Source organism: Pseudomonas sp. CGJS7 (assembly GCF_036961695.1).
Genome location: NZ_JBAMDI010000004.1, coordinates 79,071 through 105,224 on the forward strand (window position 1 = coordinate 79,071; position 26,154 = coordinate 105,224).

The 26,154-nt window shown below is 60.2% G+C and carries 28 protein-coding genes and 1 pseudogene; 19 read left to right on the forward strand and 10 right to left on the reverse strand.

Annotated features, from left to right (window positions below; genetic code table 11):
• Positions 1–795 carry an SDR family NAD(P)-dependent oxidoreductase gene (locus V7787_RS04415; protein WP_020190215.1) on the reverse strand — a complete coding sequence of 265 codons (795 nt, stop codon included), beginning with the start codon at positions 793–795 and terminating at the stop codon, positions 1–3.
• A 46-nt stretch (positions 796–841) separates the two neighbouring features.
• Positions 842–1,840 (reverse strand): NADP-dependent oxidoreductase, encoded by a 999-nt coding sequence (locus V7787_RS04420; RefSeq protein ID WP_064490606.1) that lies wholly within the window; start codon positions 1,838–1,840, stop codon positions 842–844.
• 114 nt (positions 1,841–1,954) lie between these two features.
• Here V7787_RS04420 and V7787_RS04425 point away from each other — a divergent pair, with 114 nt between their 5' ends.
• Positions 1,955–2,398 carry a winged helix-turn-helix transcriptional regulator gene (locus V7787_RS04425; RefSeq protein ID WP_020190213.1) on the forward strand — a complete coding sequence of 148 codons (444 nt, stop codon included), beginning with the start codon at positions 1,955–1,957 and terminating at the stop codon, positions 2,396–2,398.
• A gap of 65 nt (positions 2,399–2,463) precedes the next feature.
• On the opposite strand, the gene V7787_RS04430 is transcribed toward V7787_RS04425, so the two are convergent.
• Positions 2,464–3,345 (reverse strand): LysR family transcriptional regulator, encoded by an 882-nt coding sequence (locus V7787_RS04430; RefSeq protein ID WP_064490607.1) that lies wholly within the window; start codon positions 3,343–3,345, stop codon positions 2,464–2,466.
• A gap of 117 nt (positions 3,346–3,462) precedes the next feature.
• Between V7787_RS04430 and V7787_RS04435 the strand changes: the two genes are divergently transcribed.
• The 4 genes from V7787_RS04435 to V7787_RS04450 all read left to right on the forward strand — a co-directional run bounded on the left by V7787_RS04435 (position 3,463) and on the right by V7787_RS04450 (position 5,883).
• Positions 3,463–3,651, forward strand: a complete 189-nt coding sequence (locus V7787_RS04435) for a hypothetical protein (protein WP_064490608.1) — start codon at positions 3,463–3,465, stop codon at positions 3,649–3,651.
• Between the two features lie 3 nt (positions 3,652–3,654).
• Entirely contained in the window at positions 3,655–4,683 is a 1,029-nt protein-coding gene (locus V7787_RS04440; RefSeq protein ID WP_064490609.1) for an SDR family oxidoreductase, read from the forward strand.
• A 17-nt stretch (positions 4,684–4,700) separates the two neighbouring features.
• Complete coding sequence (locus V7787_RS04445) at positions 4,701–5,249, forward strand: histidine phosphatase family protein (RefSeq protein WP_081273118.1); 549 nt, start codon at positions 4,701–4,703, stop codon at positions 5,247–5,249.
• 118 nt (positions 5,250–5,367) lie between these two features.
• A complete protein-coding gene (locus V7787_RS04450; RefSeq protein WP_019438508.1) occupies positions 5,368–5,883 on the forward strand; it encodes a GrpB family protein in 516 nt (171 codons plus the stop codon).
• 196 nt (positions 5,884–6,079) lie between these two features.
• Here the strand turns inward: V7787_RS04450 and V7787_RS04455 are convergent, their stop codons facing one another.
• The gene (locus V7787_RS04455) at positions 6,080–7,081 is read right to left on the reverse strand and encodes a zinc-dependent alcohol dehydrogenase family protein (protein WP_064490611.1); all 1,002 of its coding nucleotides are present in this window, start codon (positions 7,079–7,081) and stop codon (positions 6,080–6,082) included.
• A 107-nt stretch (positions 7,082–7,188) separates the two neighbouring features.
• On the opposite strand from V7787_RS04455, the gene V7787_RS04460 reads away from it, so the two are divergent.
• Positions 7,189–8,067: a LysR family transcriptional regulator gene (locus V7787_RS04460; RefSeq protein WP_014591125.1), complete on the forward strand. Its 879-nt coding sequence runs from the start codon at positions 7,189–7,191 to the stop codon at positions 8,065–8,067.
• Between the two features lie 62 nt (positions 8,068–8,129).
• Here V7787_RS04460 and V7787_RS04465 read toward each other — a convergent pair.
• Both V7787_RS04465 and V7787_RS04470 read right to left on the reverse strand, forming a co-directional pair.
• A pseudogene (locus V7787_RS04465) lies at positions 8,130–8,789 on the reverse strand (AraC family transcriptional regulator); the annotation flags it as partial.
• Positions 8,790–8,885: 96 nt separating this feature from the next.
• Positions 8,886–9,980, reverse strand: a complete 1,095-nt coding sequence (locus V7787_RS04470) for a GNAT family N-acetyltransferase/peptidase C39 family protein (RefSeq protein ID WP_064490613.1) — start codon at positions 9,978–9,980, stop codon at positions 8,886–8,888.
• A 94-nt stretch (positions 9,981–10,074) separates the two neighbouring features.
• Here V7787_RS04470 and V7787_RS04475 point away from each other — a divergent pair, with 94 nt between their 5' ends.
• Genes V7787_RS04475 through V7787_RS04485 form a run of 3 tightly spaced genes read left to right on the forward strand, consistent with a single transcriptional unit; the run spans position 10,075 to position 12,770 of the window.
• The gene (locus V7787_RS04475; protein WP_336085970.1) at positions 10,075–11,655 is read left to right on the forward strand and encodes a RimK family protein; all 1,581 of its coding nucleotides are present in this window, start codon (positions 10,075–10,077) and stop codon (positions 11,653–11,655) included.
• Between the two features lie 3 nt (positions 11,656–11,658).
• Positions 11,659–12,570, forward strand: coding sequence for a magnesium transporter CorA family protein (locus tag V7787_RS04480; RefSeq protein ID WP_064490615.1), 912 nt, complete (start codon positions 11,659–11,661; stop codon positions 12,568–12,570).
• A 56-nt stretch (positions 12,571–12,626) separates the two neighbouring features.
• Positions 12,627–12,770: a hypothetical protein gene (locus V7787_RS04485; RefSeq protein ID WP_177410024.1), complete on the forward strand. Its 144-nt coding sequence runs from the start codon at positions 12,627–12,629 to the stop codon at positions 12,768–12,770.
• Positions 12,771–12,879: 109 nt separating this feature from the next.
• On the opposite strand, the gene V7787_RS04490 is transcribed toward V7787_RS04485, so the two are convergent.
• Complete coding sequence (locus V7787_RS04490) at positions 12,880–13,266, reverse strand: putative quinol monooxygenase (protein ID WP_129932428.1); 387 nt, start codon at positions 13,264–13,266, stop codon at positions 12,880–12,882.
• Positions 13,267–13,380: 114 nt separating this feature from the next.
• A complete protein-coding gene (locus V7787_RS04495; protein ID WP_336085975.1) occupies positions 13,381–14,388 on the reverse strand; it encodes a zinc-binding alcohol dehydrogenase family protein in 1,008 nt (335 codons plus the stop codon).
• Between the two features lie 105 nt (positions 14,389–14,493).
• On the opposite strand from V7787_RS04495, the gene V7787_RS04500 reads away from it, so the two are divergent.
• From V7787_RS04500 to V7787_RS04510, 3 genes are all read left to right on the forward strand, one after another.
• Entirely contained in the window at positions 14,494–15,384 is an 891-nt protein-coding gene (locus V7787_RS04500) for a LysR family transcriptional regulator (protein ID WP_336085977.1), read from the forward strand.
• A gap of 113 nt (positions 15,385–15,497) precedes the next feature.
• Positions 15,498–16,076 (forward strand): TetR/AcrR family transcriptional regulator, encoded by a 579-nt coding sequence (locus V7787_RS04505; protein ID WP_064490618.1) that lies wholly within the window; start codon positions 15,498–15,500, stop codon positions 16,074–16,076.
• A gap of 53 nt (positions 16,077–16,129) precedes the next feature.
• Positions 16,130–16,606, forward strand: coding sequence for a nuclear transport factor 2 family protein (locus V7787_RS04510; RefSeq protein ID WP_010953850.1), 477 nt, complete (start codon positions 16,130–16,132; stop codon positions 16,604–16,606).
• An 85-nt stretch (positions 16,607–16,691) separates the two neighbouring features.
• Here V7787_RS04510 and V7787_RS04515 read toward each other — a convergent pair whose 3' ends face one another.
• Positions 16,692–17,633, reverse strand: a complete 942-nt coding sequence (locus tag V7787_RS04515; RefSeq protein WP_336085982.1) for a helix-turn-helix domain-containing protein — start codon at positions 17,631–17,633, stop codon at positions 16,692–16,694.
• Positions 17,634–18,162: 529 nt separating this feature from the next.
• On the opposite strand from V7787_RS04515, the gene oxdA reads away from it, so the two are divergent.
• The 7 genes from oxdA to V7787_RS04550 all read left to right on the forward strand — a co-directional run bounded on the left by oxdA (position 18,163) and on the right by V7787_RS04550 (position 25,084).
• Positions 18,163–19,221, forward strand: a complete 1,059-nt coding sequence (oxdA, locus tag V7787_RS04520; RefSeq protein ID WP_198747050.1) for an aliphatic aldoxime dehydratase — start codon at positions 18,163–18,165, stop codon at positions 19,219–19,221.
• Positions 19,222–19,302: 81 nt separating this feature from the next.
• A complete protein-coding gene (locus tag V7787_RS04525; protein ID WP_336085985.1) occupies positions 19,303–20,169 on the forward strand; it encodes a transporter in 867 nt (288 codons plus the stop codon).
• 53 nt (positions 20,170–20,222) lie between these two features.
• Positions 20,223–20,747 carry a group I truncated hemoglobin gene (locus V7787_RS04530; RefSeq protein ID WP_064490621.1) on the forward strand — a complete coding sequence of 175 codons (525 nt, stop codon included), beginning with the start codon at positions 20,223–20,225 and terminating at the stop codon, positions 20,745–20,747.
• A gap of 189 nt (positions 20,748–20,936) precedes the next feature.
• Positions 20,937–22,451, forward strand: coding sequence for an amidase (locus V7787_RS04535; protein ID WP_336085989.1), 1,515 nt, complete (start codon positions 20,937–20,939; stop codon positions 22,449–22,451).
• An 88-nt stretch (positions 22,452–22,539) separates the two neighbouring features.
• The gene (gene nthA, locus V7787_RS04540) at positions 22,540–23,121 is read left to right on the forward strand and encodes a nitrile hydratase subunit alpha (protein ID WP_064490623.1); all 582 of its coding nucleotides are present in this window, start codon (positions 22,540–22,542) and stop codon (positions 23,119–23,121) included.
• Positions 23,122–23,162: 41 nt separating this feature from the next.
• Positions 23,163–23,825, forward strand: coding sequence for a nitrile hydratase subunit beta (gene nthB, locus V7787_RS04545; RefSeq protein WP_336085993.1), 663 nt, complete (start codon positions 23,163–23,165; stop codon positions 23,823–23,825).
• Complete coding sequence (locus tag V7787_RS04550) at positions 23,822–25,084, forward strand: GTP-binding protein (protein WP_336085995.1); 1,263 nt, start codon at positions 23,822–23,824, stop codon at positions 25,082–25,084. Before nthB ends, V7787_RS04550 begins: the two co-directional genes overlap by 4 nt.
• A 111-nt stretch (positions 25,085–25,195) precedes the next feature.
• On the opposite strand, the gene V7787_RS04555 is transcribed toward V7787_RS04550, so the two are convergent.
• Positions 25,196–26,065 (reverse strand): DMT family transporter, encoded by an 870-nt coding sequence (locus tag V7787_RS04555; protein ID WP_064490626.1) that lies wholly within the window; start codon positions 26,063–26,065, stop codon positions 25,196–25,198.
• Positions 26,066–26,154: the final 89 nt, after the last annotated feature.

Consider the following 26,154-nt stretch of genomic DNA (forward strand, 5'->3'; position numbering starts at 1 on the left):
TCACGCGTTCAGTGGGCGCTGATATCGTTCAGCCGCGTGGGTTTGTCGAATGTCAGACATCAGCCCTTGACGCGCACCTTCCAGTGCATCCCAGCGCTCGGCAACATGAAGTGGCGGGATGGTTACCAACTCGCGACGGTCGAAACCGACAAGTGCAGCATCGACCAGCTCACCGACCTCCATCACCTCCGGGAGTGTGTTGACGTCAATGCCGGCACGCGCCCAGATCTCGGTGCGGGTCGCTGCCGGCAGCACCGCTTGCACGTACACGCCCTTGGGTGACAGCTCCTGACTCAGCCCCTGTGACAGAAACAGCACGAAGGCTTTGGTAGCGCCGTAGATGGACATGCCGAACTCGGGCGCAAAACCCACCACTGAACCCACGTTGACGATCGCACCAGTGCCCGACTGCGCGAGGCGCGGCGCGATTGCAGCAGCGAGCCGCGTCAGCGCGGTGGTGTTGAGCGTGACAAGGCGCTCAATAGCTTCAGCGGACTGGTCGAGGAAACCACCCGATTGGGCCATACCCGCGTTGTTGATCAACACGCCGATATTGGCGTCGTCGCGCAGTCTACTTTCAAGCACGGACAGGTCTGCCGAGCTGGTCAGGTCGGCTGGCAGCACCTCAACGGCCACATGGCTTTCCTCGCGCAAGCGTAATGCAAGCGCCTCCATGCGCGATGTGTCGCGCGCCACAAGGATGAGATCGTGGCCACGACGGGCGAAACGCTCGGCGTAGGTGGCGCCAATGCCGCTGGAGGCGCCAGTAATGAGTACGGTCGGACGGGTGGTCATGGAAGTTACCTTTATGTCGATGGTTGTGTGAGAAATACGGCGGCAGTCACATCTTGATTACGACCTTGCCCTTGGAGCGCCCTTGAGCAAGGTACTCAAGCGCACCCTTTGCGTCCTCGAACGGAAATACCCGGTCGATCACCGGCTGAATTTGCTGGGCGTCCAGCAGTTTGCCGATTTCGGCGAGTTGGGCACCCTCGGGCTGCACGAAAAGAAACGAGTACTGGACATTCCGCCTCTTTGCCAGGCGCATGATCTTGCGGCTCATCAGGCCGAACACGAAGGTCAGGAGGAGGTTCAGGCGTTTGGCCCGGGCGAACGCAGCATCCAGTGGGCCAATGAGCGAGACAATCTGGCTTCCGGGTCTGAGGATGGACAAGGATTTTTCAATCGCATCCCCCCTTACGGTTCCGAGCACCGCGTCGTAGTCGCGCAGCACGGTCTCGAAATCCTGCGTCTTGTAGTCCACAACTTCGTCCGCCCCCAGAGCGCGCACCAGGTCAACGTTGCCTTTACTGGTGGTGGTGCCCACCTTTGCACCGAGGTGTTTGGCCAACTGGATTGCGAACGTACCGATACCGCCCGACCCGGCAGGAATGAACACCTTCTGCCCGGGCTGAAGCTTGAGGCGCTCTTTCAGCGCTTGCCATGAGGTGAGGCCGACCATCGGGATCGACGCCGCCTGCTCGAAGCTCAGATTGGCCGGTTTCAGCGCGGCGGCGCTTTCCGGCACAACCGCGAATTGCGCAATCGCCCCTGTGCCAAGATCGAAGATGCTGGCGAAGACAGCATCGCCTGGCTTGAAGCGGGTCACATTGCTACCTACCTCGGTCACGATGCCGGCCAGATCGCTGCCCAGGGTGGCTGGCAGCTGGAAATGCAATACAGGCTTGAACATCCCCGTTGGAATCATGTTGTCGATCGGGTTCAGGCCGGCAGCGTGAACTTGCACCAGTAATTCGTCAGCCTTTGGCGTGGGGCGGGGAACGTCGGCCAACCCGATGTCGGGTGACTTGCCGTAGCGCTTGAAGGTCAGTGCTTGCATGGTTCGGCTATTCATCATTGGTTTTTGCGGGTGGATGGCTCGTCATCGAGGTGTTACTATCGATTTGATACAGACAATACTACCCTTTCGCAGGCAGGTCACTATCAAAATAGTATGGACGTGAAAAATAGTTGCGATAACCCGTGCCCAATCGCCCGCAGCCTGGCAGTTGCCGGTGATGCCTGGAGCATATTGATCCTGCGTGATGCCCATGCCGGCCTTTCTCGCTTTGACCAATTCAGGAAAAGCCTGGGTATTGCACCGACAATGCTGACCCGCCGGCTGGCGACACTGACGGAGGAAGGATTACTGGAGAAGCGGCGCTACTCCGAGCACCCGCCTAGGGAGGAGTACCTGCTGACCGCTGCGGGTCGCGATTTTCTGCCTGTTCTGTTCATGATTGGTGCATGGGGCCGGCAATACCGAGGCGGTGGTAAGCTGACGCGCTTCTTCGATGCGCAAACAGGCACAGAAATCAAAGCTGTCGCCGTGGACGAGATTACGGGGGCAAAGATCGGCACGCGCCCCCTGCGCATTGTCACACCTGAGGAAAGTTGACACGACCTCTGCAGCCTTGGTCAGCGGCCGGTGAGGTGCTGCGCAGTGATCAGGGTGCTGCTGGATCAAGCGTCAACATGTGCCGAGGACAGGGCTTCGAGCAGAACCCGCTCCAAGGTGTCAAAAAAGCATTTGATGTGAGCTTGCTTCAAGGCCTGAGGCCGGGTCACCAAATAGATCTCCATATCTGGAAGCTGGAGATGCGGGAACAGCTGGACCAAATCGGTAGCCGCGATACGGGGCAGCACAGCCACCCCCATCCCTCGCCTCACCGACTGGAGCTGCACGGCGAACGAGTTCACGCTGATCTGCGCGCGGTCCAGACCCGCGGCCTTTGCCGCTCGCATTTGCGGCAAGATATCCAGCGGGGGAAGCAAGGAAATACTGACCGCCGTGGAAAGCGTCACGCCTGGAAACTGCTTCAGATAACCCAGGGCAGCAAAGATGCCGTAGGCGAGCCGGCCAATGGGTCGATAAATCAGTGACGGTTCCCCCAGATGGGCGGTGCGCACAGCAACATCTGCCACGCCGCGGGCGATCTTGTGAAACTCGGCTGCCACCGTTAGCTCCACGGAGCAACGCGGGTGCAGGGATGTAAAGCGCCTTATCGCCTCCAGAACGTAATCCGAGAACCCCTCCCCTGCACTGACCAACACACTGCCGGACAGCTCGGTAGGCTGCTGCGATGTGTCAGAAAGGGTTTGCCGCCTCAAGCCTGATTCTGCAGCGATAGCAACTTCCACCAGGGATTGCCCCCGGGACGTCAGCCGGCACCCTTCAACGCCGCGCTCGACAAGTGGCTCGCCCACTGCAACCTCAAGTTGGGTCAGGCGGCGTGACAAGGTAGAAGCTGCGATACCGAGCAATTGTCCCGCCTGAAGAAAGCTGCCACGTCGCGAAACGGCCAGCAGAAGGCGAAGATCATCCCAATTTGCGTGCAACGTCATACTGTCAGTCATTCCTGGCTTTGCGAATATGCAAAGCCATTATGCAGTGATTGCTGTTTTTCGAAAGCACCCTCAAAGGTATATCTATAGCCCTTCGATACGAATGGACCGGACTTTATGACTCTCTCCCCCAACGCCTATTCGCAGCACGCCTTTGGCGCTTTCAATCGACCAGATCCAGAGGCGTTGCTTGCAGTGGTTGGCGACGATTGCATCCACCTCGATACCATGGGTCTTGTCGTCATGGACAAGGCCTTTTTCGACAGCGCCGTGTTGCTGCCGTTAACCGAACAGCGAGGGTGTTGAGCCATGCGCAGCGTATTTGTGACCGGAGCAACCGGCTTGCTGGGCAACAACCTGGTGCGTGAATTGGTCGCTTGCGGCTACACGGTCAAAGGCCTGGTCCGCTCAAAAGCCAAAGGTGAACAGCAGTTCAACAATCTGCCGGGGGTGGAACTGGTCGTTGGGGACATGGCCAAGGTCGACGCATTCGCAGCGTCGCTGCAAGGCTGCGATACGGTATTTCACACAGCCGCGTTCTTCCGCGATAGCTACAAGGGCGGCAGCCACTGGAACGAACTCGAACAGATAAACGTGTCGGGTACGCGGCGCCTGCTTGAGCAGGCCTACGGGGCCGGCATACGTCGGTTCATCCATACGTCTTCCATTGCTGTGCTCAACGGCGCACCTGGCACGTCCATCGAGGAGAACTGCCTGAGGGCTGACGCCGACGCCGATGACTACTACCGCAGCAAGATCCTCGCTGACCGTGTCGTGTTGTCGTTCCTTGAGAGCCACCCCCAGATGCATGCCTGTATGGTCCTGCCTGGCTGGATGTGGGGGCCTGGCGACATTGGCCCAACCTCGTCGGGGCAATTGGTCAACGATGTGGTACAGGGCAATTTGCCCGGGTTGATCCCTGGCAGTTTTTCCATTGTCGATGCCCGCGATGTGGCATTGGCACAAATTGCCGCAGCCAGACATGGGCGCCGAGGTGAGCGCTATCTCGCGGCGGGTCGACATATGACAATGCGCGAACTGATGCCTGTTTTAGGACGCATGGCGGGCGTCAAGACACCAGCCCGACAAATACCGCTGCCCTTTCTATACACCTTGGCGGCTGTGCAGGAGATCTACGCGCGCCTGACCGGCAGACCCATTCTGCTGAGCATGGCCACGTTGCGTCTACTGGTTCGAGAGCAGGACCGCACCCGTTTCGACCACCGCAAGAGTGAACAGGAGCTTGGGCTGAGTTTCCGGGCACTAGAGCTGACAATCGCCGATACCGTGGCGTGGTACCGTGATCACGGCTGGTTTGAAAAAGGCAGCCTACTGTGAGCGGGGAAATAATCCTGATGCGCCACGGTCAGCCAAAACTGGTCGCAGCCGAGAAAATGTCAGCGCTCCAAATGAAAGACTGGATCGAACAATACAATCAGTCCGAAATTACCCACCAGCCGGTTCCGGAAGCCAGCAGGCAGCTCGCCGCAACCGCCACGGTAATTGTCTCAAGTAGTGCGCCACGTGCGCTGACCTCCCTGCAGGCGCTCGGTCTCAAGCCCACCCTGGTCGACGCGCTCTTCTGTGAAGCGCAACTGCCTTATGCTCACTGGAGGCTGCCACGGTTATCGCCGTTTACCTGGGCATTTATCCTTCGCGTCTTATGGCTGTGCGGTTACTCACGCCGCGTCGAATCTGCAAGCACTGCGAGGATCCGCGCCAACGTGGCAGCGCAACGGCTGCAATCGCTTGCCAGCGAAGGTCCCGTTCTATTGCTCGGTCACGGTTTCATGAACCGGATGATCTCCAAACAACTGATGGCAGACGGATGGAAACGCCAAACGCGTAGCGGCAGCCAGTATTGGAGTGCGACGGTCTATCGATATGCGGGTGTTGAAGCGTGAATCGCCCGGATTCCGAAGACACATCTCGGCGACAGTGATTGCCCTGTAAGTCGGTGGCAAATGCACACGCCTTGATGGACAATCCGGCGCCTCATGTAGTTATCGCCAAGGAACGGACATGGCACTGACCAGCAAGATTACCCCCTACGATCCCACATGGCCCGCCCGTTTCCTGACAGACAAGCCACTCATTGCCTCGGCATTCGACGCTGAACTGATTGCTATCCACCACGTTGGAAGCACGTCTGTCCCAGGGCTGGCGGCGAAGCCCGAACTGGATGTGCTCATTGAGGTTCACGCGCATCGCAATACCTCGACGCGGGACGAGGTGTTGATGGCTTTGGGGTATGTACGGGGAAGTGATCTGTCAGAGGGCCATCATTTCTACCGGCGCAATGTGGATGGGATTCGCACGCACAAGCTCCATGTTTGTACCCGCGACCACCTGACGATCACTCAGATGCTGGGGTTCAGAGATTTGCTTAGGCGCGATGCCTCGATCCGCCAACAGTATGAAACGCTGAAGCTTCAGTTGGAGTCGAGCAATACGGGTGGGATGGCTGAGTATCTAGAGAAAAAGGCTCCTTTCATTATCGCGGCGCTGCTTCATGCCGGTATAACCACGCGTGAATGATCGGTTTTTCTGGCACACCCTTTCGTCCCGACAGTAGCGACGAAGTCACCACTTCGATTGCGGCCAGCTTGGCCGGCCGCCGGCACCGCCTGGAACAAAGCCCTCACATCAAGGAAGGACTTTCATGATCACTTGCCATCAAGGCTTGAAGCGGGCGTTTCCGGCGGGTAATTACTGATACATAAAGCTCAGGAGACTATTCACTTATCAACTGGATAACCGTCTTGCCCCTGCCGCGACCTTCGGCGACCTGTCGGAATGCGTCGTTGACCTCATCCAATGCAAACTGTTGCGGGTCCACCCGGATCGCCAGTTGCCCGGCATTGGCCAGAACGGCAGCCTCGCGCAGGATGCTTCCATGGTGTTCGCGTCCCTTGCCGGTTAGCAGCGGTGCCAGGGTAAATACGCCCGAGTAGGTGGCACTTTTGAAGGATAAAGGCGCGAGACTGTGCTGGCCCCAACCGAGGCAGCTGAGTACGTGCCCGGTATAAGGCTTTACTGCCTTGAATGACGCGTCCAACGTGCTGCCGCCGACGGTGTCATAAACGATGTCGAAACCTTCCCCGGCCGTAAATTGTTCGACATAGGCCTCTACACCCTGCGCCTGATAGTCAATTGCCGTGGCCCCCAGCGAGCGAATGAAGTCTAGACTGCCCGCGGAACCGGTGGCGTAGACTTCGGCACCGCGAGCCTTGGCCAATTGCACCGCAACTTGGCCGACGCCACCTGCGCCGCCATGAATCAGCACACGCTGACCACTACGAACATTGGCGTGATCTACCAAACCTTCCCAGGCGGTGATGAATACCAACGGCAGCGCGGCAGCCTCACGCATGCCGAGTGCATGCGGCTTAGATGCAATCAGCCTGGCATCCACGGCGATGTATTCGGCCAGGGTGCCTTGGGCGCCGCCGATTCCGCCGGCCATGCCGAAGACCTCCTGGCCAGGCGTGAAGCCATCAACTGCCTCGCCCAGTTCGACGACCGTACCGGCGAGATCCAGGCCGAGCACGGCCGGCAACTCCTGGCGGGCGTGAGCACCCGCACCGATTGCAATCTTGGTGTCGAGCGGGTTGACCCCGGCGGCGTGAATCCGCACCAAAACCTGTCCCTTACCGGGCACAGGGCGGGCGATGTGGCGCACGACCAGCGGGGTCTGGGCGGATTCGGCGATAGCGGCAAGCATGGTCTGATTCATGACGGGAACCTCTGAATGAGTGGACGCTTACAGGTTGCACCGTCTTCCTCATTCCGATAAGAAACTAAATTTGGATATTACTTATTCCCCAAAGAGGCCCAATAGCGATGGACCTGTTCGACAGCATGCGCATCTTCGTGCGCGTCGTGGAGCGCGGCTCGTTTTCCGCAGTGGCTCGGGAGCTGAACATGGGGCAGCCGGCAGTCAGCAAGCAGGTCCGTGCGTTGGAGCAGTACCTGGGCGGAGCCGTGTTCGCCCGCAGCACCCGGCACCTCGCCCTCACCGATCAAGGGCAACGCTTCTACAGCCACTGCCAGGAGATTCTCAGCCAGCTGGAGCATGCCACGCGCAGCTTCGCCAGCGGCCAGGAGCAGATCGCCGGCCCCCTGCGAATAGCCGCACCGGTCAGCTATGGGAGGCTGTGCATAGCGCCCCTGATCGGGGCTTTTCTACAGCGCCACCCCGATGTGCAGATTGACCTGCGCCTGAACGATTACAACGAAGACCTGCTCATGGAAAACATCGACCTGGCCATCCGCATTGGTGTGGTGAAGAGCGAGGGGCTGGTGGCCGTGCCCCTGGGCACCAGCACACGGCGAGTCTATGCTGCACCGGCCTATCTCGATCGCCATGGCCAGCCACGCGAGCCCGCCGAACTGGCAGGCCACAACTGCATCGCCTTCACCTTGCTTGAGCATTACGACCGCTGGCACTTCACCCATCGTGGCGAAGCACTTGAGGTTGCAATCAAAGGCAACGTCACCAGCAACAACAGCGAGGCCATTCGTGAGATGGTCCTCGGAGGCCTGGGCATCTCCCTGTCTCCGCAGTGGCTGTTTGCTGCGGACTTCGAGCAGGGTGGCGTGTGTAGCCTGCTCGACGAATACCAGACGACCGCGCTGCCGGTCAGCGCCGTGTTCAGCCGTGAGCGGCGCCGCTCGGCAAGGACGATGGCGTTCATCGATTTTCTTCGGGAGAACGTGTAGGCCACCCCGATGAGGCGCAGGACCTTGCTCATTCCCTGGCGTGCAAGTCGGTCGACCAGGCGTCACACCGTTCCCTGCTGCAGCCATTGTTTCGGGCTCGCACCCACCTTGCGGCGAAAGGTTCGGGCTAGCGCAGAAGGACTTTCGTAGCCGACCTCATCGGCGATCAGGGCAATGGGGCGCCCTTCGCGAAGGCGTTTTTGCGTCAAACTGATGCGCCAGTTCGCCAGGTAGTCCGCAGGCGTAATACCCACGATCTCGCGAAAGTGCGAAGCGAAGCTTGCCCGCGACATGCCCGAAAGATTCGCCAGTTCCGCCACGGACCAATTGCGCTGCGGCTCATCGTGGATCCCCACAAGCGCGCGAGACAGCTGAGCGTTGGCCAGACCCGCCATCATTCCCGAGGCGATGCTGCGGCTGGCGATGAGGTGGCGAAGCAGCTGAATGATCATCAGCTCGAACAAGCGATTGAGAATGACATCACGACCACACTCATCTCCAAAGGCTTCTTCGAACAGCCAGTCAAGGGTGCCATCAAGGCCTTGCAATTCGCCGAGGGGCTTGATGATGAAGTCCGGCAAAGCCAGGGTCAGCGGATTGTTGGCGCCGCCATCGAATTGCAGGGTGGCGCACACTAACTCCGCTTCATCGGCGTCGGTGGCAAGCAAGTGATGCTCCTGCGGGCGCACCGCCAGAATCAGGGTGGGTTCGGTCGCTTCACGCTTGAAGCGCAAAGTGCTCCGGCATGCGATCCCATCCGGAGCACTATTCATGTTCACTCCATGCCCATGCCATACATACCCACCTGCACAGCCGTTCTATCGCCCGCGCAACAGCACAGCGGCCCTTACCCGCTGCCTGCCGAAACTGCTCATGCGCTGAAATTCGGCATGGCTTACTGGCAGATGCTGGCAGTCCAGGATGCGTTTTTGGCGGCTGTGATCCACATCAGGATCATGCAGGTACACGAATTCGTCATCGCAACCCGTGACCAAGATCCAGTGCGGGGCTTTCAGACGAGTGAAACGGTAGCTGCTAATCAGCACCACCGGCCTGAACCCGTCTTGCAACGCTGACCGCACATCAAGGCCGGGCGCCAGCACCTGATGCACGTCGGTTTCGGCCAACGCTCCGGCAAAGCCGTCCTCGACCAATTGCATTACGTCTTTTTTCTGAGCACTGCGTACTCCATCGAGGAACAGCGATCCAGGCTGGCTGACCACCATGCACACCTCGAACCCGCGGCGCCAGGCCGCCAGTGCAAGCCCCTGCGGACTGCAACCGCCGTGCCCTGCCGTCATGAAGATGGTGGTCGCTTCTCGCCACAGTTGAATTTCCTCGCTGCGGTGCATGGCCCGCCCCCGTTCGACCGCAGCCATGGCCATCAGCAGGCAGGCCGCTCCGCAGGTGAACTCGGTCGTTTGCGCGTAGTACGGCACTTGCCGTGCAGGGGGCGGAGCACTGCGCAGGATACGCTTCTCGAAACGCAGCGCCTGGCTGTGGTCTTCGTAGTAGTTCTCAACCACAGCGAAGCGTTGATAGCCATTGCTTTCGTACAAGCTGATGGCCGCAGGGTTGTCCGCACGCACCTCCAGGCGCAGCCAGGCGCAATTACGCTCAAGCGCACTTGCCTGGGCCTGCTCCAGCAACTGCTGGCCCAACCCATGGCCGCGCCAGGCCGGGCTTACGGCAATTGAATACAGACGGGCAAGTGACGTGCCGCGATGGAACAGCAGCAGCGCGTAGCCCGCCAGATGCCCCTGTTGTTCAGCGACAATAAGGCTGGCATTGGCGCGTCGCACCATCCAGTTGAAATTACGCGGGCTCAGGCGGTCGAGGGTGAAACAGTCCTGCTCCAGGGCAACCAGCGCATCGATATCGGCCACCGATGCAAAGCGAAAATCAAAAGCCATGGCAACACCGTAATGTTTGAGTAACGAACCGGGACAGGTCGGGAAACCCGTGATTTATTGAAGGGGCGTCTTCTTCAACAGGGATCGAATACTCATGTCAGCGGTGCAAGCCAACGTGGCCGAAGTATTGGCCAAAACCGAAGTTTCCACAATAACCCTCTCCGAGGAGCCACCCAGTAAGCGGAGCGCCGGTAACCGCTTGTTGATCGTGGTGGAGCGCAAGGAAGACTGGGCCAGCTACTTTCCCAGCGAGAGCCTGATGCTGGCCCAGGATTACTTTGAACACAGCGACGACGTTGCGAGGCGTACGCAGGTAATCAACCTGTGCCGCAGCTACAAGTATCTGGGGCAAGGCTACTACTGCTCGCTGCTCGCCGAGGCACGGGGCCACAAGGTGTTCCCGTCGGTGCGAACCATCAGCGAGCTCACCCGCAAGGCGCTCTATGGCGTGGGGCTGGATGACCTGGAACGCACACTGGAGCGAGCCCTGGCCGATCACCCCTATGGCAGCACCGAGGCTTTCACCCTCACCTTGTATTTCGGGCGGACCGCCATTGAACCCCTTCAGGATATCGGTCGACAGCTGTTCGAGTCGTTCCCCTGCCCTGTCTTGCTGGTGGAGTTTCGCAGGCGTGATACCTGGCAGATTGATGGGATCAAGGCCGGCGCGCTGCACAAACTGCGGGATGAGCAGCAGTACTTGTTTGCCAACGCGCTGGATGCCTTCAACCGCCGGACGTGGCGTCAGCCCGCCTCCAAACGCCTGGCCCGGTTCGACCTGGCGATTCTGCATGACCCGGCCGAGGCGCTGCCACCGTCCAATCCTAAGGCGCTGGAGCAATTCATCGAAAACGGTAAACAGCTGGGCATCGATGTAGAGCTGATCGAAAAGAAGGACTATGCACGCCTGGCCGAATTTGACGCCTTGTTCATTCGGGAGACCACGCGGGTGGACGACCATACCTATCGCTTTGCCAAAAAGGCCGAAAGCGAAGGCCTGGTGGTGATCGACGACCCCTCCTCCATCCTGCGCTGCACCAACAAGGTGTACCTCGCCGATCTGCTCAAACGCCACAACCTCGGCGCACCGGCCACGGAGATCCTGTACAAGGACCGCCCGCAGGAACTCGAACTTGTGGGCCGGCGCCTCGGTTTTCCGCTGGTGTTGAAGATTCCCGACGGCTGCTTCTCGAAAGGCGTGATCAAGGTCGCCGACGCCCAGGCACTGGCCTCGGCGGCACAGGAGCTGTTCGAACACTCGGTACTGCTGCTGGCCCAGGAGTACTGCTACACCGAATACGACTGGCGTATCGGCGTACTCAACGGTGAAGCGCTTTATGCCTGCCAGTACTTCATGTCCAAGGGCCACTGGCAAATCTACAACCACAAGGCCCAGGCCGGCGAAGTCAACGGCCTGTGCCGCGCGGTCCCGGTGGAACAGGCACCGCCCGAAGTCGTAAAGCTGGCCGTCGACACTGCCAGGCTGATCGGGCAAGGGTTGTACGGTGTGGACCTGAAGCAGACCGGCGACCGTGTACTGGTGATCGAAGTCAACGACAACCCCAACCTCGATGCCGGCACCGAAGATGCCGTGCTGGGTAACGCGCTTTACCAGCGAGTGCTGCAGGCTTTCGTGCAGCGGCTTGAACGTAAACACCTCGGCCAGGCCTGGTAAACGATGATCGAATACTACCTCGCCGTAGACGGTGCCCTCCTTGAAGCCCCCGAGGAACGAGCCAGCGTCTGGTTGTGTGTCGCGCCGGACGCAACGGAGCAATCCCGGTTGTGCGATTGCCTGGGGGTCAGTGCCCAGTCGCTGGAGTCCTCCCTGGACCCGGATGAAGTGGCGCGTATCGAGATCAAGCCCGATCACCTGTTCCTGATCTGGAAGCGCCCGGAAAGCTTTGATGGCCGGGTATTCAATGTCTCGTCATTCGGCGTTGTACTCAGCGAAAAGCGCCTGGTGGTGATCTGCGCCGCCAACTCGCTACTCGCCGGAGTAGACCGGCAGGCCGGCATGAGTACCCCACTGGATGTGCTGATGGCGATGCTGGCTGAGAGCGTGCATCACTACCTGGGCCACCTGCGGGTGGTAAAGCAGGTGGCCCGCGAAATCCAGCTGCAGTTCGATCGGTCCATGGACAACCAGCACCTGGTGCAGATGTACAGCCTGAGCGAAAGCCTGGTGTATTACGTCAACGCCATTCAAAGCAATGGCGCCGTGCTAGCCCTGCTGCGCAGCCATGGCCAGAAACACGGCTTCGGGCCCGAGCAACTGGAAGTGCTGAATGACCTGATCATCGAAAACGAGCAAAGCTACCAGCAGGCGAAGATCCATGCCCAGGTCTTTACCAACCTGATCGAGGCCCGCGGCAACCTGGCCAACAACGGCATGAACCACGCGCTGCGCAACCTGACCATGATCAATGTGGTGTTCCTGCCCTTGAACCTGCTCGCCAGCATCGGCGGCATGTCGGAGTTCAGCATGATGACCGCCGGCATGCCCTGGTGGTTGACGTTCCCCGCGCTGCTGCTGGCCATGGCGGTACTTGGCGGGGCCATGGCCGTGGCTTTACGGCGTATGGCATGACCCGCCGTGCCAAGAAATAGTGTCAACGTGTACCCATCAACCCGCAGGACGAGACCATGGAAAATTCGGACATCGGATTATTTATGCTGGCGCTGATTGCAATTACAGGCACCCTGATAAGTCTGTTTGAACACCGCGCCGCACGCTCAGAAGAACCCAGCATCAAGCAGCCGGCAACCAAAGTTCAGCGGCGTCCTTGAACGTGGAATGGCGACCCACTCGCAAACTGGCGCCAACGTCCTCGAGAACAGCCATCCACATCGGTCGAGGTAACAGTGCCCCAGGGCGGGTCGCATTGCCTGGCCTGCCTCAGGGACAGGGCGCAACGGCAGATGACACCGGGTCAAGGAAGATCAGTTGCAAGGGCTCCGCCAACAGCTGTTCGGCCTGCTCGGCAAACCGCTGGAAGTGAGCGGTGGTCAAGTGCGCGTCCAGGGCCTGCTGATGGTCGAACGCCTCGCGCATGTAGAACGTCCCAGGCTCGTCGCTGCGTTCGAACAACATGTAGTCGCGGTTGCCGGGCTCCGCCCGAGTCGGTTCGATCAATGCCAGCAAGGCCGCTTTCAGCTTTGGTGCCTGGCCTGGCTTGGCCTTGAGGATGGCGAGGGAAACGAGGGGGTAGTCTTGTCGGTTCACATCAAGCTCCTGGTCAGTGGCAAAGAGCAGGCGCGGTACTGCCTGCTTCAATGTGTGCATGAGTTTCACCGGGCGTAGCGCCGGGAATGTGCGCGGCGCGGAGAAACACGGTTCGTTCAAGCATGCTCATGGCAGACCGGATCAACCGGTCCGCCGTTGTCTGTCAAACAGGTTTCAGAAGCCTTCCAGGACGATCTTGCCGCGCGCCTTGCCACTCTCGACCAGCGCATGGGCACGGCGCATGTTGGCGGCATTGATGGCGCCGAAATGCTCGCCCAAGGTGGTACGCAGGATGCCTTGATCGATCAGCCCGGCCACGCGCTCGAGCAGCTCGTGCTGGCGCACCATGTCGTCGGTTTCGTAAAGCGAGCGGGTGAACATCAGCTCCCAGTGCAGCGACAGCGACTTGCGCTTGAGCGGCATGACGTCCAGGGTCTGCGGGTCGTCGATCACGCCCAGGCGACCTTGGGGGCGCAGCACTTCAACCAGTTGCGCAAAGTGCTGATCAGTATGGGTGAGGCTGGCGACATGGCTGACCGACTCGATCCCCAGGGCCTGCAGCTGCCCTTGCAGCGGCGCACTGTGATCGATGACGTGATGGGCGCCCAGTTCGCGTACCCAGTTGCTGGTCTCGGCGCGGGAGGCCGTGCCGATAACCGTCAGGCGGGTCAGTTGCCGGGCCAACTGCACCAGCATCGAACCGACGCCGCCGGCAGCGCCAACGATCAGCAGGGCATCGCCCTCCCCGCCGCCCTCCGCGATACCCAGGCGATCGAACAGCAGTTCCCAGGCGGTGATGGCCGTCAGCGGCAGCGCGGCTGCCTGCGCCGCACCCAGGCTGCGCGGTTGATGCCCGACGATGCGTTCGTCAACCAGGTGATATTCACTGTAGCTGCCGGGCCTGGCGATGGAACCGGCGTAGTACACCTGGTCTCCGGGCTTGAACAGGGTCACCTGACGCCCGACTTCGCGGACGATACCGGCCGCGTCCCAGCCGAGTATTTTCGGCTCTCCCGTGAAAGTTCCCGCGCGTACCTTAGTGTCTACGGGGTTGACCGACACGGCTTTGACCTCGACCAGAAGGTCCCTGGGCCCAGGGCTGGGCTTGGGCATGAAGATGTCCTGGAGAGACGCAGGGTCTTCGATAGGCAAGCCTTTTCGGATGAAACTGATCGCTTTCATAGGCACTCACTGCTGAATGTGGTTTGATTTGGCATCGAGTCTGGCGTGCCAGGCGTCCGGGAAAAACGGGCCCTGCCCGTCAACACTTTCATTGCAGGAGTGATAATGATCCGTCTCGACGACCTGGGTATCTTCGTTCGCAGCGCTGCGCTGGGCAGCTTTACCGCGGCGGCCCACGAGGCCGACCTGCTACCTGGCCAGGCAGCCGAGGCAGTCAAGCGCCTGGAGCGTGAACTGGATGTGCGATTGTTTGCCCGCACCACGCGCAGCTTGCGCCTGACAGCCGAAGGCGAGCAGTACCTGCCCTCGGCCCTTGTCGCCCTGGAAGCCCTCAGGCACGGGCGCGACAACCTGCGTCAGGAAAGCGCCCAGCTCAGCGGAACCTTGCAGGTGGCTGCACCCTCCGATCTGGGCCGCAACGTGCTGTTGCCCTGGCTCACGGCGTTTCGCCGAGAGCATCCACAGTTGAACCTGCGCTTGTTTCTCTCCGACCAGATCGCCGATCTTTTTCGCGATCCGGTAGATATCGCCATCCGCTATGGCCTGAACGCCGAAGCCAACTATATAGCCCTGCCACTAGCACCTTGGAACCGCAAGGTGCTGGTGGCCTCGCCCGAGTACCTGGCGCGGCAAGGCACCGTCCAAGCCCCCGAAGATCTGCTCGAACACCAGTGCCTGCTGTACATGCAGCAGGGGCGGGTCTACGACAAGTGGCAACTGGGAACGCAGACCGTCCAAGTGCGTGGCGCCCTGCTCTGCGACGACGCCGATATCGCCCGGCGCTGGGCCGTGGCCGGCGAAGGGATAACCTACAAGTCCTGGCTGGATGTGAGCGACGATGTGCTGGCGGGAAGACTTGTCGTGCTCATGCAGGATCACCCCGGGCCCGCCATGCCACTGAGCCTGGTGTGCCCGCACCGCAAGCAGTTGTCGCCTGCGGTAAGGCACCTGCACGCCTGGTTGTCCAGCCGCTTCGCCGAACTGGAGCGCGACTGATCAGCGCGAAGCCAACCACTCTGATCGAACGCACGCCGGCGCCCCGCTTGCACGCAATCGAATAATTTCAAGAGCTGCTTGACCAGGGAGAACGATCGTTCTACTCTGACTACATGGATAAGCCAATGACCGATACACGCGAAAAAATCCTGGCGACTGCCGAGAAGCTTATTTACGAGAACGGGATTCACGCCACGGGCATGGACCTCTTGGTAAAGACCTCGGGCGTCGCCCGTAAAAGTATTTATCGCTATTTTGCGAATAAAGACGACGTAGCAGCGGCGGCACTCAATGCACGCGATATACGCTGGATGACGTGGTTCAGAAGTGAATGCGAAAAAGCGCAAACGCCAGAGGCACGCATCCTTGGCATTTTTGATGCCCTCAAAAGTTGGTTCGAGTCAGAGGGTTTTCGCGGATGTGCTTTTATCAACACCGCCGGAGAGGTGGGTGACGCAGACGATCCTGTTCGACAGATCGCAAAACTGCATAAACAAAAGCTGCTGGACTACACGCTAGAACTGACCAGCGAATTAGGTGTTAACGATCCGACTGGCTTGGCCAAGCAACTTCTTTTGATTATAGAGGGCACGATAACCGTGGCCCACGTCATGGGTGATCACACCGCGCTCGACAGTGCACGAGAAATCGCAAAGGTTTTGCTCAAGGACGTGCAGCGCGCAAGCGCTTGAAGTTAAAGAAATACCCACTCAACTGAACCATCCAAAAGATTGGAGGCACCACCATGTCCAACGAACACACTCGTCCGCCACTTCCTCCTTTCACTCGCGAATCGGCGATTGAAAAGGTCCGACTCGCTGAGGATGGTTGGAATACCCGCGAACCCGAAAAGATTGCCCTGGCCTATACGGTGGACACCCAATGGCGTAACCGTGCCGAGTTTGCAAACAACCGTGAAGAAGCACGGGACTTCCTAACTCGCAAGTGGAAGAAAGAACTGGACTACCGCTTGATCAAAGAGCTCTGGGCCTTCACCGACAACCGCATCGCCGTCCGTTACGCCTACGAGTGGCACGACGATTCGGGCAACTGGTTCCGCTCCTATGGCAACGAAAACTGGGAGTTTGAAGCCGATGGCTTGATGCACCGCCGTTTCGCCTGCATCAACGACATGCCCATCAAGGAAAGCGAGCGCAAGTTCCACTGGCCACTGGGTCGCCGTCCGGATGATCACCCAGGGCTGACTGAACTGGGCCTGTAAGTCAGGTTAAACCTGATCCTTTACATAGGGGGTCAGGTTTTTTGTTTGAGGGGCACAGAGCATGGCCAAGCGCAGGTTTCAATTCTCACCCCCTACTGCGCGGTAACAACGAATGCGGCGCCACGCCAAACGCCTTGCGAAACGCATGGCTAAAATGCGAAAAGTCTGAAAAACCAAACTCCAAGGCCGCCTGCGAAACACTCTTTACCTGCCCACACTCAATCGCCGCGCGGCTAGCATTCAGCCGCTCCCTCCAGATCTCGGCAACCGGTGACTTCTGATGCCGGGCAAACGCCCGTGTCACCGTCCGTGTCGACACGTGATGTGCCAGGGCGATCGACTCGATCGACAGCTCCGGCTCAGTCAAATGGCGTTGAATGTAATTCATGATTCGCCCATAAAGATCCAGCTCCCGATGGGTAGTCTTCAGGTCCTGCAACTCAAGGCTGAGCACCATCAGGTCGATGATAGTGTTGGAGTACCGTCGGGAGACGCCTTCGTCCTGCAACAACGGCGCAGAACTGGCCGCCTGGCCAATCATCTGCCGCAACGGGATCACTCCGGGGCGCCCCTCTTCCAGCACCAGCGCGGTGATGTCAGCGATGTGCGGGACACGCTGTGCGAGCAACGGCCGGGGGATGCGGATAAGGTGGTTTTCGGTACCACCCAGGCTGAATCGAAACGGTTGGGTTGCGTCGTAAAGAAACACATTGCCAGCCGTGAGCCTGGCCTTGCGGTTGTGTTGTTCAATTTCGCCGTAACCGTCGAGGGTGACTCCCAACCATATGTCTTCGGCGGGGTCGCTGCGCAGGTGTTGCTCGGAGCGCACCCAGTGGTGCAGCGGCGACGACAGCGTCGTGACATCCAACGGGCCGATGCCGTTGACCTGCAGCGCACCCTCGAAGTTGCTCTGCGAGGAGGGTTTGCTGTCTGCCGACAAACAATGGCGGCAGACCACCTCCCGCCAGTAATCAAAGCGACGGGATGGCGAAACGGCAAGGGTCGAATAGTGGTTGGTCTCAGCCATGATGGCGCTCACCTTCATGTGGCAACTTGAAAAAGGGGCACTGTTACAAAGGTTCGCATAGGCAATATTCACGCCAGCGGTATCCGCTGGCACAGGCTGCAGCCCTCACAGCCTTCGTCCTCATAGTGCCAACTGGCGCTTTCCAAAAGCACCAATATTGCTCCCCATTTCAGGGCAAAAACGCAGCTTTTCTCTGGCCGCTGCACCATCGCGGTTCGTGCTCAAGCGGGTGTTACGGCGCTGTCGTTTCCAACCAAACGATTGTCCTTGCGAACAAAGCGACGTTGCCCAGTCCTCCCTAACTTTGACCTCACGTTGTTTCCAGCAACTGCGCTGATGAGGTAGCCCATGCAATTACAACAACAGCGAATCGCCGACGAGTTCAGGTGGCTGTATAGGCACGACCTGGCGCCCGAAGAGTTTTTATCGTGGGTGCTCGAGTGGGCCGCGTGTGCACTGCGCGCCCGGCTGGCGAACGCACCAGGCAATGCTGAGCGTGTTCTGAACATAAAATAACAAGGAGCCTGTGATGGAATCTGCAATCGACAAACACCTCATGTGCCCGCGCACGTTATCGCGCCGGGTGCCTGATGATTACCAGCCGCCCTTCCCTATGTGGGTCGGCCGCGCTGATGAGCAGCTGACGCAAGTCGTGATGGCCTATCTGGGGGTGCAGTACCAGGGTGATGGTCAGCGTGAGCAGGCCTTGCAGGCGATGCGCGAGATTCTCGACAGCTTTGGCTTGAACGACGGCCCGCTGACTCACGACCTGACGCACCACACCGACAGCAGCGGCTACGACAACCTGATGATCGTCGGCTACTGGAAAGATACCGGCGCTTACTGCCGCTGGTTACGCTCGCCTGAGGTGGATGGCTGGTGGAGTTCGCCGCAACGCCTGAATGATGGCCTTGGTTACTACCGCGAAATCACCGCGCCCCGGGCCGAGCAGTTCGAGACGCTGTATGCATTCCAGAGCGATTTGCCCGGGGTCGGGGCGATCATGGACAACACCAGTGGCGAGATCGAGGAGCACGGTTACTGGGGCTCGATGCGCGACCGTTTCCCGGTGTCGCAAACGGACTGGATGAAGCCGAACGGCGAACTGCGAGTCGTGGCTGGCGACCCGGCCAAAGGCGGTCGGGTGGTGGTGATCGGCCATGACAATATTGCCTTGATTCGCTCGGGCCAGGACTGGGCAGCGGCAGAAGCGGCTGAGCGCTCGCTGTACCTGGATGAAATCTTGCCGACCTTGCAGGATGGTATGGATTTTCTGCGCGATAACGGCCAGCCGCTGGGCTGTTACAGCAATCGCTTTGTACGCAATATCGACGCGAACGGCAATTTGCTCGACATGAGTTACAACATCGGCCACTGGCGTTCATTGGAGAAACTCGAACGCTGGGCGGAATCGCACCCCACTCATCTGCGTATTTTCGTCACCTTCTTTCGGGTAGCGGCAGGGCTCGAGAAGTTGCGGCTCTATCACGAAGTGTCCGTGTCGGATGCAAGCAGCCAGGTGTTCGAATACATCAACTGCCACCCACACACCGGCATGTTGCGCGACGCAAAAGTCAGTTCCAACTAGCCCCAACTCCACGTTTAGCCCCGCACCTGCCGTCCCTGCGGCAGTGGGGCTCTTTTTGCCCAGAATAAAGGACCTCTGTCCATGAAACAGCTCCGTTACCTGATGCTCGCGGCAGCCGTGCCAAGCGTGTGTGCGCAAGCGTTCGAAGTTGATCCGGGTGATTATGAAGCGCTGCCGGTGGGTGCAACGATCAGTGTGGTCTATTACCAGCATTCCACCACCGACAGCGCTTACGCCAACGGCCACAAAGTCAGCTCCGATTTCAACCTGACCTCCAACGTCGGCATCCTGAGGCTGCTGCACGTCTATCAATTGACTGAACGACTGACCCTGGAGCCGCAATTTCTGCTGCCGTTCGGCCGCGTATCGAGCAGCGGCGATGCCTCGGCCCTGGGCGACACCAGCGGCGTTGGCGACCTCACCCTGACGGCACCGCTCAAGTACCGCTTGAACGAGGCCAACGACATCCTTGGCGCCACCGTTTACCTTACCGCCCCCACTGGCAATTACGACCGCGACGACGCGCTCAACCTTGGCGAGAACCGCTGGAAGGTCGATCTGCAGGCCGCCTACGTCAAACATGTGGGCGAAAAATGGGCTGTCGACCTGGTCGGTGATGCCATCTGGTACAGCGACAACGACGACTTCGGCTCCAGCTCTGCGCGCCGTGAACAGGAGGTTTCCTACGGGGCGCAACTGATGGGGCGCTACATCGTCGACCCAGGCACTTCACTGGCAGTTGGCCTCGGTCACGCCTGGGGCGGGGAAAACCAGATTGACGGAATAGCGCAGGACGACCGCGCCGAAACCACCAACTTGCGCGTCACCGCGAACAAGTTCTTCACCGCCAAGGACCAGCTGCAGGTGCAACTGGGCCGTGACCTCGCGGTAGAAAACGGCCCCAAGGAAAACTTCCGCCTGAACCTCAGGTACGTGCGGGTCTTTTAACCCAAGGCCCGTTGGCACCAGCAAGCCCCCCAGCAGATACGGAGCACCAGAACATGACTGATCAACAGGCAACCCCTGAACAGCAACCTTCGTTGTATACCCGCCTCGGCGGCTATGACGCTATCTACCAGTTCGCCGGCGCGGTACTGCGCAAGACCATGGCCCACCCGGCGATCGGTCATATCTGGGCACACATGTCCGAGTCGACCTTCCAGAAGGAACACATCAACTTCGTCGACTTCCTCTCGCAACACTGGGGTGGCAGCGCCAAGTACCGCGGCCGGGACATGGTTACCGCACACCGCGGCATGGGGCTTACCGAGGTTCATTGGCAAGCCACGCTGGATTGCCTGGAGGAATGCTACAACGACTACAACCTGTCACCGGAACTGCGCAAGGAGGTCAACGACTTCCTGGTCAAGTTCAAACCCGCCGTGATCGGCAGCCCCTCCTACCGCGATGTGGTGTTGGCCAACCCCACGATGGACCCGGCCAAAGGCATGAAAAGCGTCGGCGTAGTGTGGCCCGCACGCACCGATTCGGCTGAGCAGGCAGCCGTGCCCAAGCTGGAGCCGTAAGCCCACCCGGCCACATTCAGGACGCACTCCACTTGGCGCAACGCAGTCCTGCTCAACAAAGCGACTGTCCTGCTCAGCCAAGTACCGCTCGCGCGCTGGCGCTAGCTTGTTACCAGGCCCAGCCGCGGCGAGCCTCTCGAACAGTCATTTACCGGCCCCTGCGGCCTGCCACCGGAAACAGGACACCCCATGGCCATCATCCGCCCGACGCTCGAACAGTTGCAGTCCCTCGCCAGCCGCCTGCACATGCAGCTGACCCCCGAACAAGCCAGCGAATACCTGGCGCTCATGCAGGCAAGCCTCGACGCCTATGACCTGATCGACGAACTGCCGGACTTCATCCCCTTGGTGCGCTACGAGCGCACTGCGGGTTACCGCCCCTCCAGCCGGGAGAACCCGTTGAACGCCTGGTACTACCGTACCGAAGTGATGGGCGCCAGCACCGGCAAACTGCTCGGCAAAACAGTCGCACTCAAGGACAACATCTCGCTGGCGGGCGTGCCGATGATGAACGGTGCCGCGCCACTGGCCGGTTTTGTACCGTCATTCGATGCCACTGTAGTTACGCGTTTGCTCGACGCCGGGGTGACCATCCTCGGCAAGGCCACTTGCGAGCACTACTGCCTGTCCGGCGCCAGCCACACCTCGGACCCGGCCCCCGTGCACAACCCATTGCGCCCTGGTTTCAGCACCGGCGGTTCGTCGTCGGGCAGCGCCGCGCTGGTTGCGGCGGGCGAAGTTGACCTGGCGGTGGGCGGCGATCAGGGCGGTTCGGCGCGTATTCCCGCAGCGTGGTGCGGCATCTATGGCATGAAGCCGACTTTCGGGCTGGTGCCGTACACCGGGGTGATGGCGATCGAGGCCACCTTCGACCATGTCGGCCCGATGACCAGCAACGTGCGCGACAACGCGCTCATGCTCGAAGTCATGGCCGGTGCCGACGGGCTTGACCCACGCCAAGGCGTGCCCGAAGTCGATACCTATGGCAACTACCTCGAGCGCGGTGTACGCGGGCTGCGTATCGGCATCCTCCAGCAAGGTTTCCAGCTCGCTAACCTTGATCAGCGCGTTGGCGACAAGGTGCGCAGCGCCATCGCCCGCTTCGAGGCGTTGGGCGCAGTGGTCGAGGAAGTATCGGTTCCCGAGCATACGCTGGCCGGCTCGCTATGGAGCCCGATCGGCTGCGAAGGCCTGACCATGCAGATGATGCACGGCAACGGCGCGGGCTTTAACTGGAAGGGCCTGTACGACGTCGCCTTGCTCGACAAGCAGGCCGGCTGGCGGACCCAGGCCGACGCCCTGTCGCCCTCGCTCAAGCTGTGCATGCTGGTTGGCAAGTTTGGCCTGGAACACTACCACGGCCGTTACTACGCGAAGGCGCAGAACATCGCCCGTTTCGCGCGCGCCGGCTACGACAAGGCGCTGGAGCGCTACGACCTGCTGGTAATGCCAACCGTGCCCATCATCGCCCAGCCGCTGCCAGCGCCAGGTTGCTCGATCACCGAGAGTGTCTCGCGCGCGCTGGAGATGCTCGGCAATACCGCCGCACAAGACATCACCGGTCACCCGGCCATGTCCATCCCTTGCGGCCTGGTCGACGGCCTGCCGGTGGGGCTGATGCTGGTCGGCAAGCACTATGCCGAAGGCACGATCTATCAGGCCGCGGCAGCGTTCGAGGCCGCGGTGGACTGGCGCACGCTGTGACCCAGGCAGCAGGCGCTGCGCCCCTGAAAAAATACCGCTGGCACAACAACAGATTTCAACAACCGTGTTGGACGAGAGGAGTAATCCCATGACGGCAACTTCAACCCCTGGTGAGCGCGCGCGCGCATTGTTTGCAGTGCTCAAGCGCAAAGACCTCATCCCCGAGGGCTACATTGAACAGCTCACCCAGCTGATGGAACACGGCTGGAGCCCGGAAAACGGCGCGCGCATCGTCGCCAAGGCCTGGGTCGATCCGCAGTTTCGCGAGCTGCTGCTCAAGGACGGTACGGCCGCCTGCGCCCAGTTCGGCTTCACCGGCCCACAGGGCGAATACATCGTCGCCCTGGAAGACACCCCGCAGTTGAAAAACGTGATCGTCTGCAGCCTGTGCTCCTGCACGAACTGGCCGGTGCTGGGCCTGCCACCTGAGTGGTACAAGGGCTTCGAGTTCCGTGCGCGGTTGGTCCGGGAGGGGCGCACGGTATTGCGCGAGCTGGGCACTGAGTTGCCCGGCGACATGGTGGTCAAGGTCTGGGACACCAGCGCTGAAAGCCGCTACCTGGTGCTGCCGCAACGACCAGCGGGCTCAGAGCATATGAACGAAGAGCAGTTGCGGCAACTGGTGACCAAGGATGTGCTGATCGGCGTCGCCCTGCCCCGCGTTGGCTGAGCAAGGCCGCCCAACCCCATTCAACTTCCGGAGTGTTCAATATGGATGGCTTTCACGATCTCGGCGGTTTCCAGGGCTTTGGCAAAGTGCCCCACCGCATCAACAGCCTGAGCTACAAGCAGGTGTTCAAGCAGGACTGGGAACACCTTGCCTACAGCCTGATGTTCATTGGCGTCGACCACCTGAACAAGTTCAGCGTCGACGAGATACGTCATGCCGTCGAACGCATTGACGTGCGCCAGCACGTCGGCACCGAATACTACGAGCGTTATGTGATCGCCACTGCCACGCTGCTGGTCGAAACAGGCGTCATCACACAGGCCGAACTGAATGAAGCACTCGGCTCGCACTTCAAGCTGGCCAACCCCGCCCATGCGCAAGGGCGTGCTGCAATTACCGGGCGAGCGCCTTTTGAAGTGGGCGACCGGGTCATCGTACGCGATGAATACGTGGCCGGGCATGTGCGCATGCCTGCATATGTGCGCGGCAAGCAAGGCGTAGTGCTGCACCGGACCACTGAACAGTGGCCGTTTCCGGACGCGATTGGCCATGGCGACCAGAGCGCTGCGCATCAACCGACCTACCATGTCGAGTTCCGCGTGCGGGACCTGTGGGGCGATGCCGCGGACGACGGCCTGGTGGTGGTAGACCTGTTCGAAAGCTATCTGGACAAGGTCGAAAGCCCGCGAGTGGTGCGCGCATGATTGCCGGCGCCCAGGCAGGCCGGCTGCCGGTGACGGTCCTTTCAGGCTTCCTCGGCGCAGGCAAGACCACCCTGCTCAACCACATCCTGCGCAACCGCCAGGGCCTGAAGGTGGCGGTTATCGTCAATGACATGAGCGAGGTCAACATCGATGCCGCCCAGGTCCAGCGCGACGTTGCGCTGTATCGTGGCCAGGATGAACTGATAGAGATGAGCAACGGCTGTATCTGCTGCACCCTGCGCGCCGACCTGCTTGAGCAGATCAGCGCGCTGGCGCGCCAGCAGCGTTTCGATTACCTGTTGATCGAGTCCACCGGGATTTCCGAGCCGATGCCAGTCGCCGAGACCTTTGCCTTTCTCGACGCCAACGGTTTCAGCCTCAGCGAACTGGCGCGGCTGGATACGCTGGTGACGGTGGTCGATGCCAGCCAGTTCATGGCCATGCTCGACTCACCCGAAACCGTCGCGCGGGCCGACGTCGCCACGGATGACAGCAGGCGCCCGCTGGCCGATCTGCTGATCGAGCAGGTCGAGTATGCCAACGTGATTCTGGTCAACAAACGCGACCTGGTCGATGAGGCGCAGTACCAGGCCCTGCTGGCAGTTCTCGCCGGGCTCAATCCAGGCGCACAGATCCTGCCGATGGTGGCCGGCAACGTCGCGCTGTCGAGCATCCTCGGCACCCAGCTGTTCGATTTGCCCAGCCTTGCCGCAGCGCCCGGCTGGATGAAACAGATGGACGCGCACGACGCCCCGGCCGGCGAGTCGCAGACCTATGGCGTGACGTCATGGGTGTACCGAGCGCGCGCCCCGTTCCATCCGCAACGCTTGCTTGATTTTCTCGCCCGGCCCTGGCGCAACGGCCGTCTTCTGCGCAGCAAAGGTTATTTCTGGCTTGCCAGCCGCCACCGCGAAATCGGCTTGCTGGTACACAGCGGCCAGCAGTTTCAATGGGACTACGTTGGCCATTGGTGGAACTTCATCGACCCGTCACAGTGGCCGCAGGACAAGTATCGCTTGCAGGGCATCATGGCCAAGTGGGACAGCATCGTCGGCGATTGCCGTCAGGAGCTGGTGTTCATTGGCCAGGACCTGGATACCCAGACACTGCAACGCGAACTCGACCATTGCCTGTTGAGTGCAGAAGAAATCGCCATCGGTCCGTTGGCCTGGGCAAGGTTGCCGGGGGCCAGCGCGTTCGACAACCGGGCCTTGTCGGCCAGCAAGACGCAGTCATTACCGGCTGATGCCATTTTCTAGTTGGAGGTGCGGAGTACGTCTCGCCGAAAGTCGGCAACCGTTTTGCAGTGGCGAGACAACCGGCCCCGTTAACCCCATCAGCTCGACATTGCGCTCTGCCTGGCTGTTCATCTATTGGGCATACTTCCTGGCCCCATAAACACAGATGACAGCCCCCAGCGTCACGAGCAGCATCGTCAAGCTGACATGCTCGTGCAGAAGCAACGCTGCCAGCCCAAGCCCCATGAACGGCTGAAAGAGTTGCAATTGGCCCACTGCCGCAATCCCCCCCTGGACGAGCCCTCGGTACCAGAACACAAACCCGATCAGCATGCTGAACAGTGAAACGTAGCCAAAGCTGAACCACGCAGGGGCACTTACCCTGGCAAAGTCATCAGGGGCTGGAAGATTGACTACCGTCAGCAGCAGCATGAACGGCAACGCTACCAGCAACGCCCAGCTGATCACCTGCCAACCACCCAATGTCCGCGAGAGGCGCGCTCCTTCGGCATAGCCCAACCCACAGACCACAACCGCAGCCAACATCAGCAGATCGCCCACCGCCGACGCCTCGCCTCCGTTCATCAACGCATAGCCAGCGACCAACCCGGCACCTGTCAACGAGAACAGCCAGAACAATGGCCGAGGTCGTTCACCGCCCCGCAAAACCGCAAATCCTGCGGTACACAATGGCAGGAGCCCGACAAAGACAATGGAGTGAGCAGAGCTTATGTGCTGAAGGGCAAATGCTGTCAGTAGCGGGAAACCGATAACAACGCCGAGCGCTGTTACGGCCAAAGGCGACAGATCCCGCCGTTTGGGTCGAGGCTGGCGTAGCACGATCAGAAAAAGCGCGCCCAGCATGGCGGCAATTGTTGCCCGGGCACAGGTGAGAAACGTCGGTTCGAAGTCGGCCACTGCCACTCGGGTTGCCGGCAACGAACCCGCAAAAATGGCGACGCCTATGAAACCGTTGATCCACCCGGTTGCTGATTTTTCCATCGGTAAGTCCTCGATAAGCCAAGGCTCAGTACATCACCGACAGGCTCACCCAGACCATGTACAATCCAATACACTTAAACCAAACTGTT

Coding starts and splice junctions, on each gene's coding strand:
- V7787_RS04415 (WP_020190215.1), bottom strand. CDS start 795: ATGACCACCCGTCCGACCGTACTCATTACTGGCGCCTCCAGCGGCATT.
- V7787_RS04420 (WP_064490606.1), bottom strand. CDS start 1,840: ATGCAAGCACTGACCTTCAAGCGCTACGGCAAGTCACCCGACATCGGG.
- V7787_RS04425 (WP_020190213.1), top strand. CDS start 1,955: ATGGACGTGAAAAATAGTTGCGATAACCCGTGCCCAATCGCCCGCAGC.
- V7787_RS04430 (WP_064490607.1), bottom strand. CDS start 3,345: ATGACGTTGCACGCAAATTGGGATGATCTTCGCCTTCTGCTGGCCGTT.
- V7787_RS04435 (WP_064490608.1), top strand. CDS start 3,463: ATGACTCTCTCCCCCAACGCCTATTCGCAGCACGCCTTTGGCGCTTTC.
- V7787_RS04440 (WP_064490609.1), top strand. CDS start 3,655: ATGCGCAGCGTATTTGTGACCGGAGCAACCGGCTTGCTGGGCAACAAC.
- V7787_RS04445 (WP_081273118.1), top strand. CDS start 4,701: ATGCGCCACGGTCAGCCAAAACTGGTCGCAGCCGAGAAAATGTCAGCG.
- V7787_RS04450 (WP_019438508.1), top strand. CDS start 5,368: ATGGCACTGACCAGCAAGATTACCCCCTACGATCCCACATGGCCCGCC.
- V7787_RS04455 (WP_064490611.1), bottom strand. CDS start 7,081: ATGAATCAGACCATGCTTGCCGCTATCGCCGAATCCGCCCAGACCCCG.
- V7787_RS04460 (WP_014591125.1), top strand. CDS start 7,189: ATGGACCTGTTCGACAGCATGCGCATCTTCGTGCGCGTCGTGGAGCGC.
- V7787_RS04470 (WP_064490613.1), bottom strand. CDS start 9,980: ATGGCTTTTGATTTTCGCTTTGCATCGGTGGCCGATATCGATGCGCTG.
- V7787_RS04475 (WP_336085970.1), top strand. CDS start 10,075: ATGTCAGCGGTGCAAGCCAACGTGGCCGAAGTATTGGCCAAAACCGAA.
- V7787_RS04480 (WP_064490615.1), top strand. CDS start 11,659: ATGATCGAATACTACCTCGCCGTAGACGGTGCCCTCCTTGAAGCCCCC.
- V7787_RS04485 (WP_177410024.1), top strand. CDS start 12,627: ATGGAAAATTCGGACATCGGATTATTTATGCTGGCGCTGATTGCAATT.
- V7787_RS04490 (WP_129932428.1), bottom strand. CDS start 13,266: ATGCACACATTGAAGCAGGCAGTACCGCGCCTGCTCTTTGCCACTGAC.
- V7787_RS04495 (WP_336085975.1), bottom strand. CDS start 14,388: ATGAAAGCGATCAGTTTCATCCGAAAAGGCTTGCCTATCGAAGACCCT.
- V7787_RS04500 (WP_336085977.1), top strand. CDS start 14,494: ATGATCCGTCTCGACGACCTGGGTATCTTCGTTCGCAGCGCTGCGCTG.
- V7787_RS04505 (WP_064490618.1), top strand. CDS start 15,498: ATGGATAAGCCAATGACCGATACACGCGAAAAAATCCTGGCGACTGCC.
- V7787_RS04510 (WP_010953850.1), top strand. CDS start 16,130: ATGTCCAACGAACACACTCGTCCGCCACTTCCTCCTTTCACTCGCGAA.
- V7787_RS04515 (WP_336085982.1), bottom strand. CDS start 17,633: ATGGCTGAGACCAACCACTATTCGACCCTTGCCGTTTCGCCATCCCGT.
- oxdA (WP_198747050.1), top strand. CDS start 18,163: ATGGAATCTGCAATCGACAAACACCTCATGTGCCCGCGCACGTTATCG.
- V7787_RS04525 (WP_336085985.1), top strand. CDS start 19,303: ATGAAACAGCTCCGTTACCTGATGCTCGCGGCAGCCGTGCCAAGCGTG.
- V7787_RS04530 (WP_064490621.1), top strand. CDS start 20,223: ATGACTGATCAACAGGCAACCCCTGAACAGCAACCTTCGTTGTATACC.
- V7787_RS04535 (WP_336085989.1), top strand. CDS start 20,937: ATGGCCATCATCCGCCCGACGCTCGAACAGTTGCAGTCCCTCGCCAGC.
- nthA (WP_064490623.1), top strand. CDS start 22,540: ATGACGGCAACTTCAACCCCTGGTGAGCGCGCGCGCGCATTGTTTGCA.
- nthB (WP_336085993.1), top strand. CDS start 23,163: ATGGATGGCTTTCACGATCTCGGCGGTTTCCAGGGCTTTGGCAAAGTG.
- V7787_RS04550 (WP_336085995.1), top strand. CDS start 23,822: ATGATTGCCGGCGCCCAGGCAGGCCGGCTGCCGGTGACGGTCCTTTCA.
- V7787_RS04555 (WP_064490626.1), bottom strand. CDS start 26,065: ATGGAAAAATCAGCAACCGGGTGGATCAACGGTTTCATAGGCGTCGCC.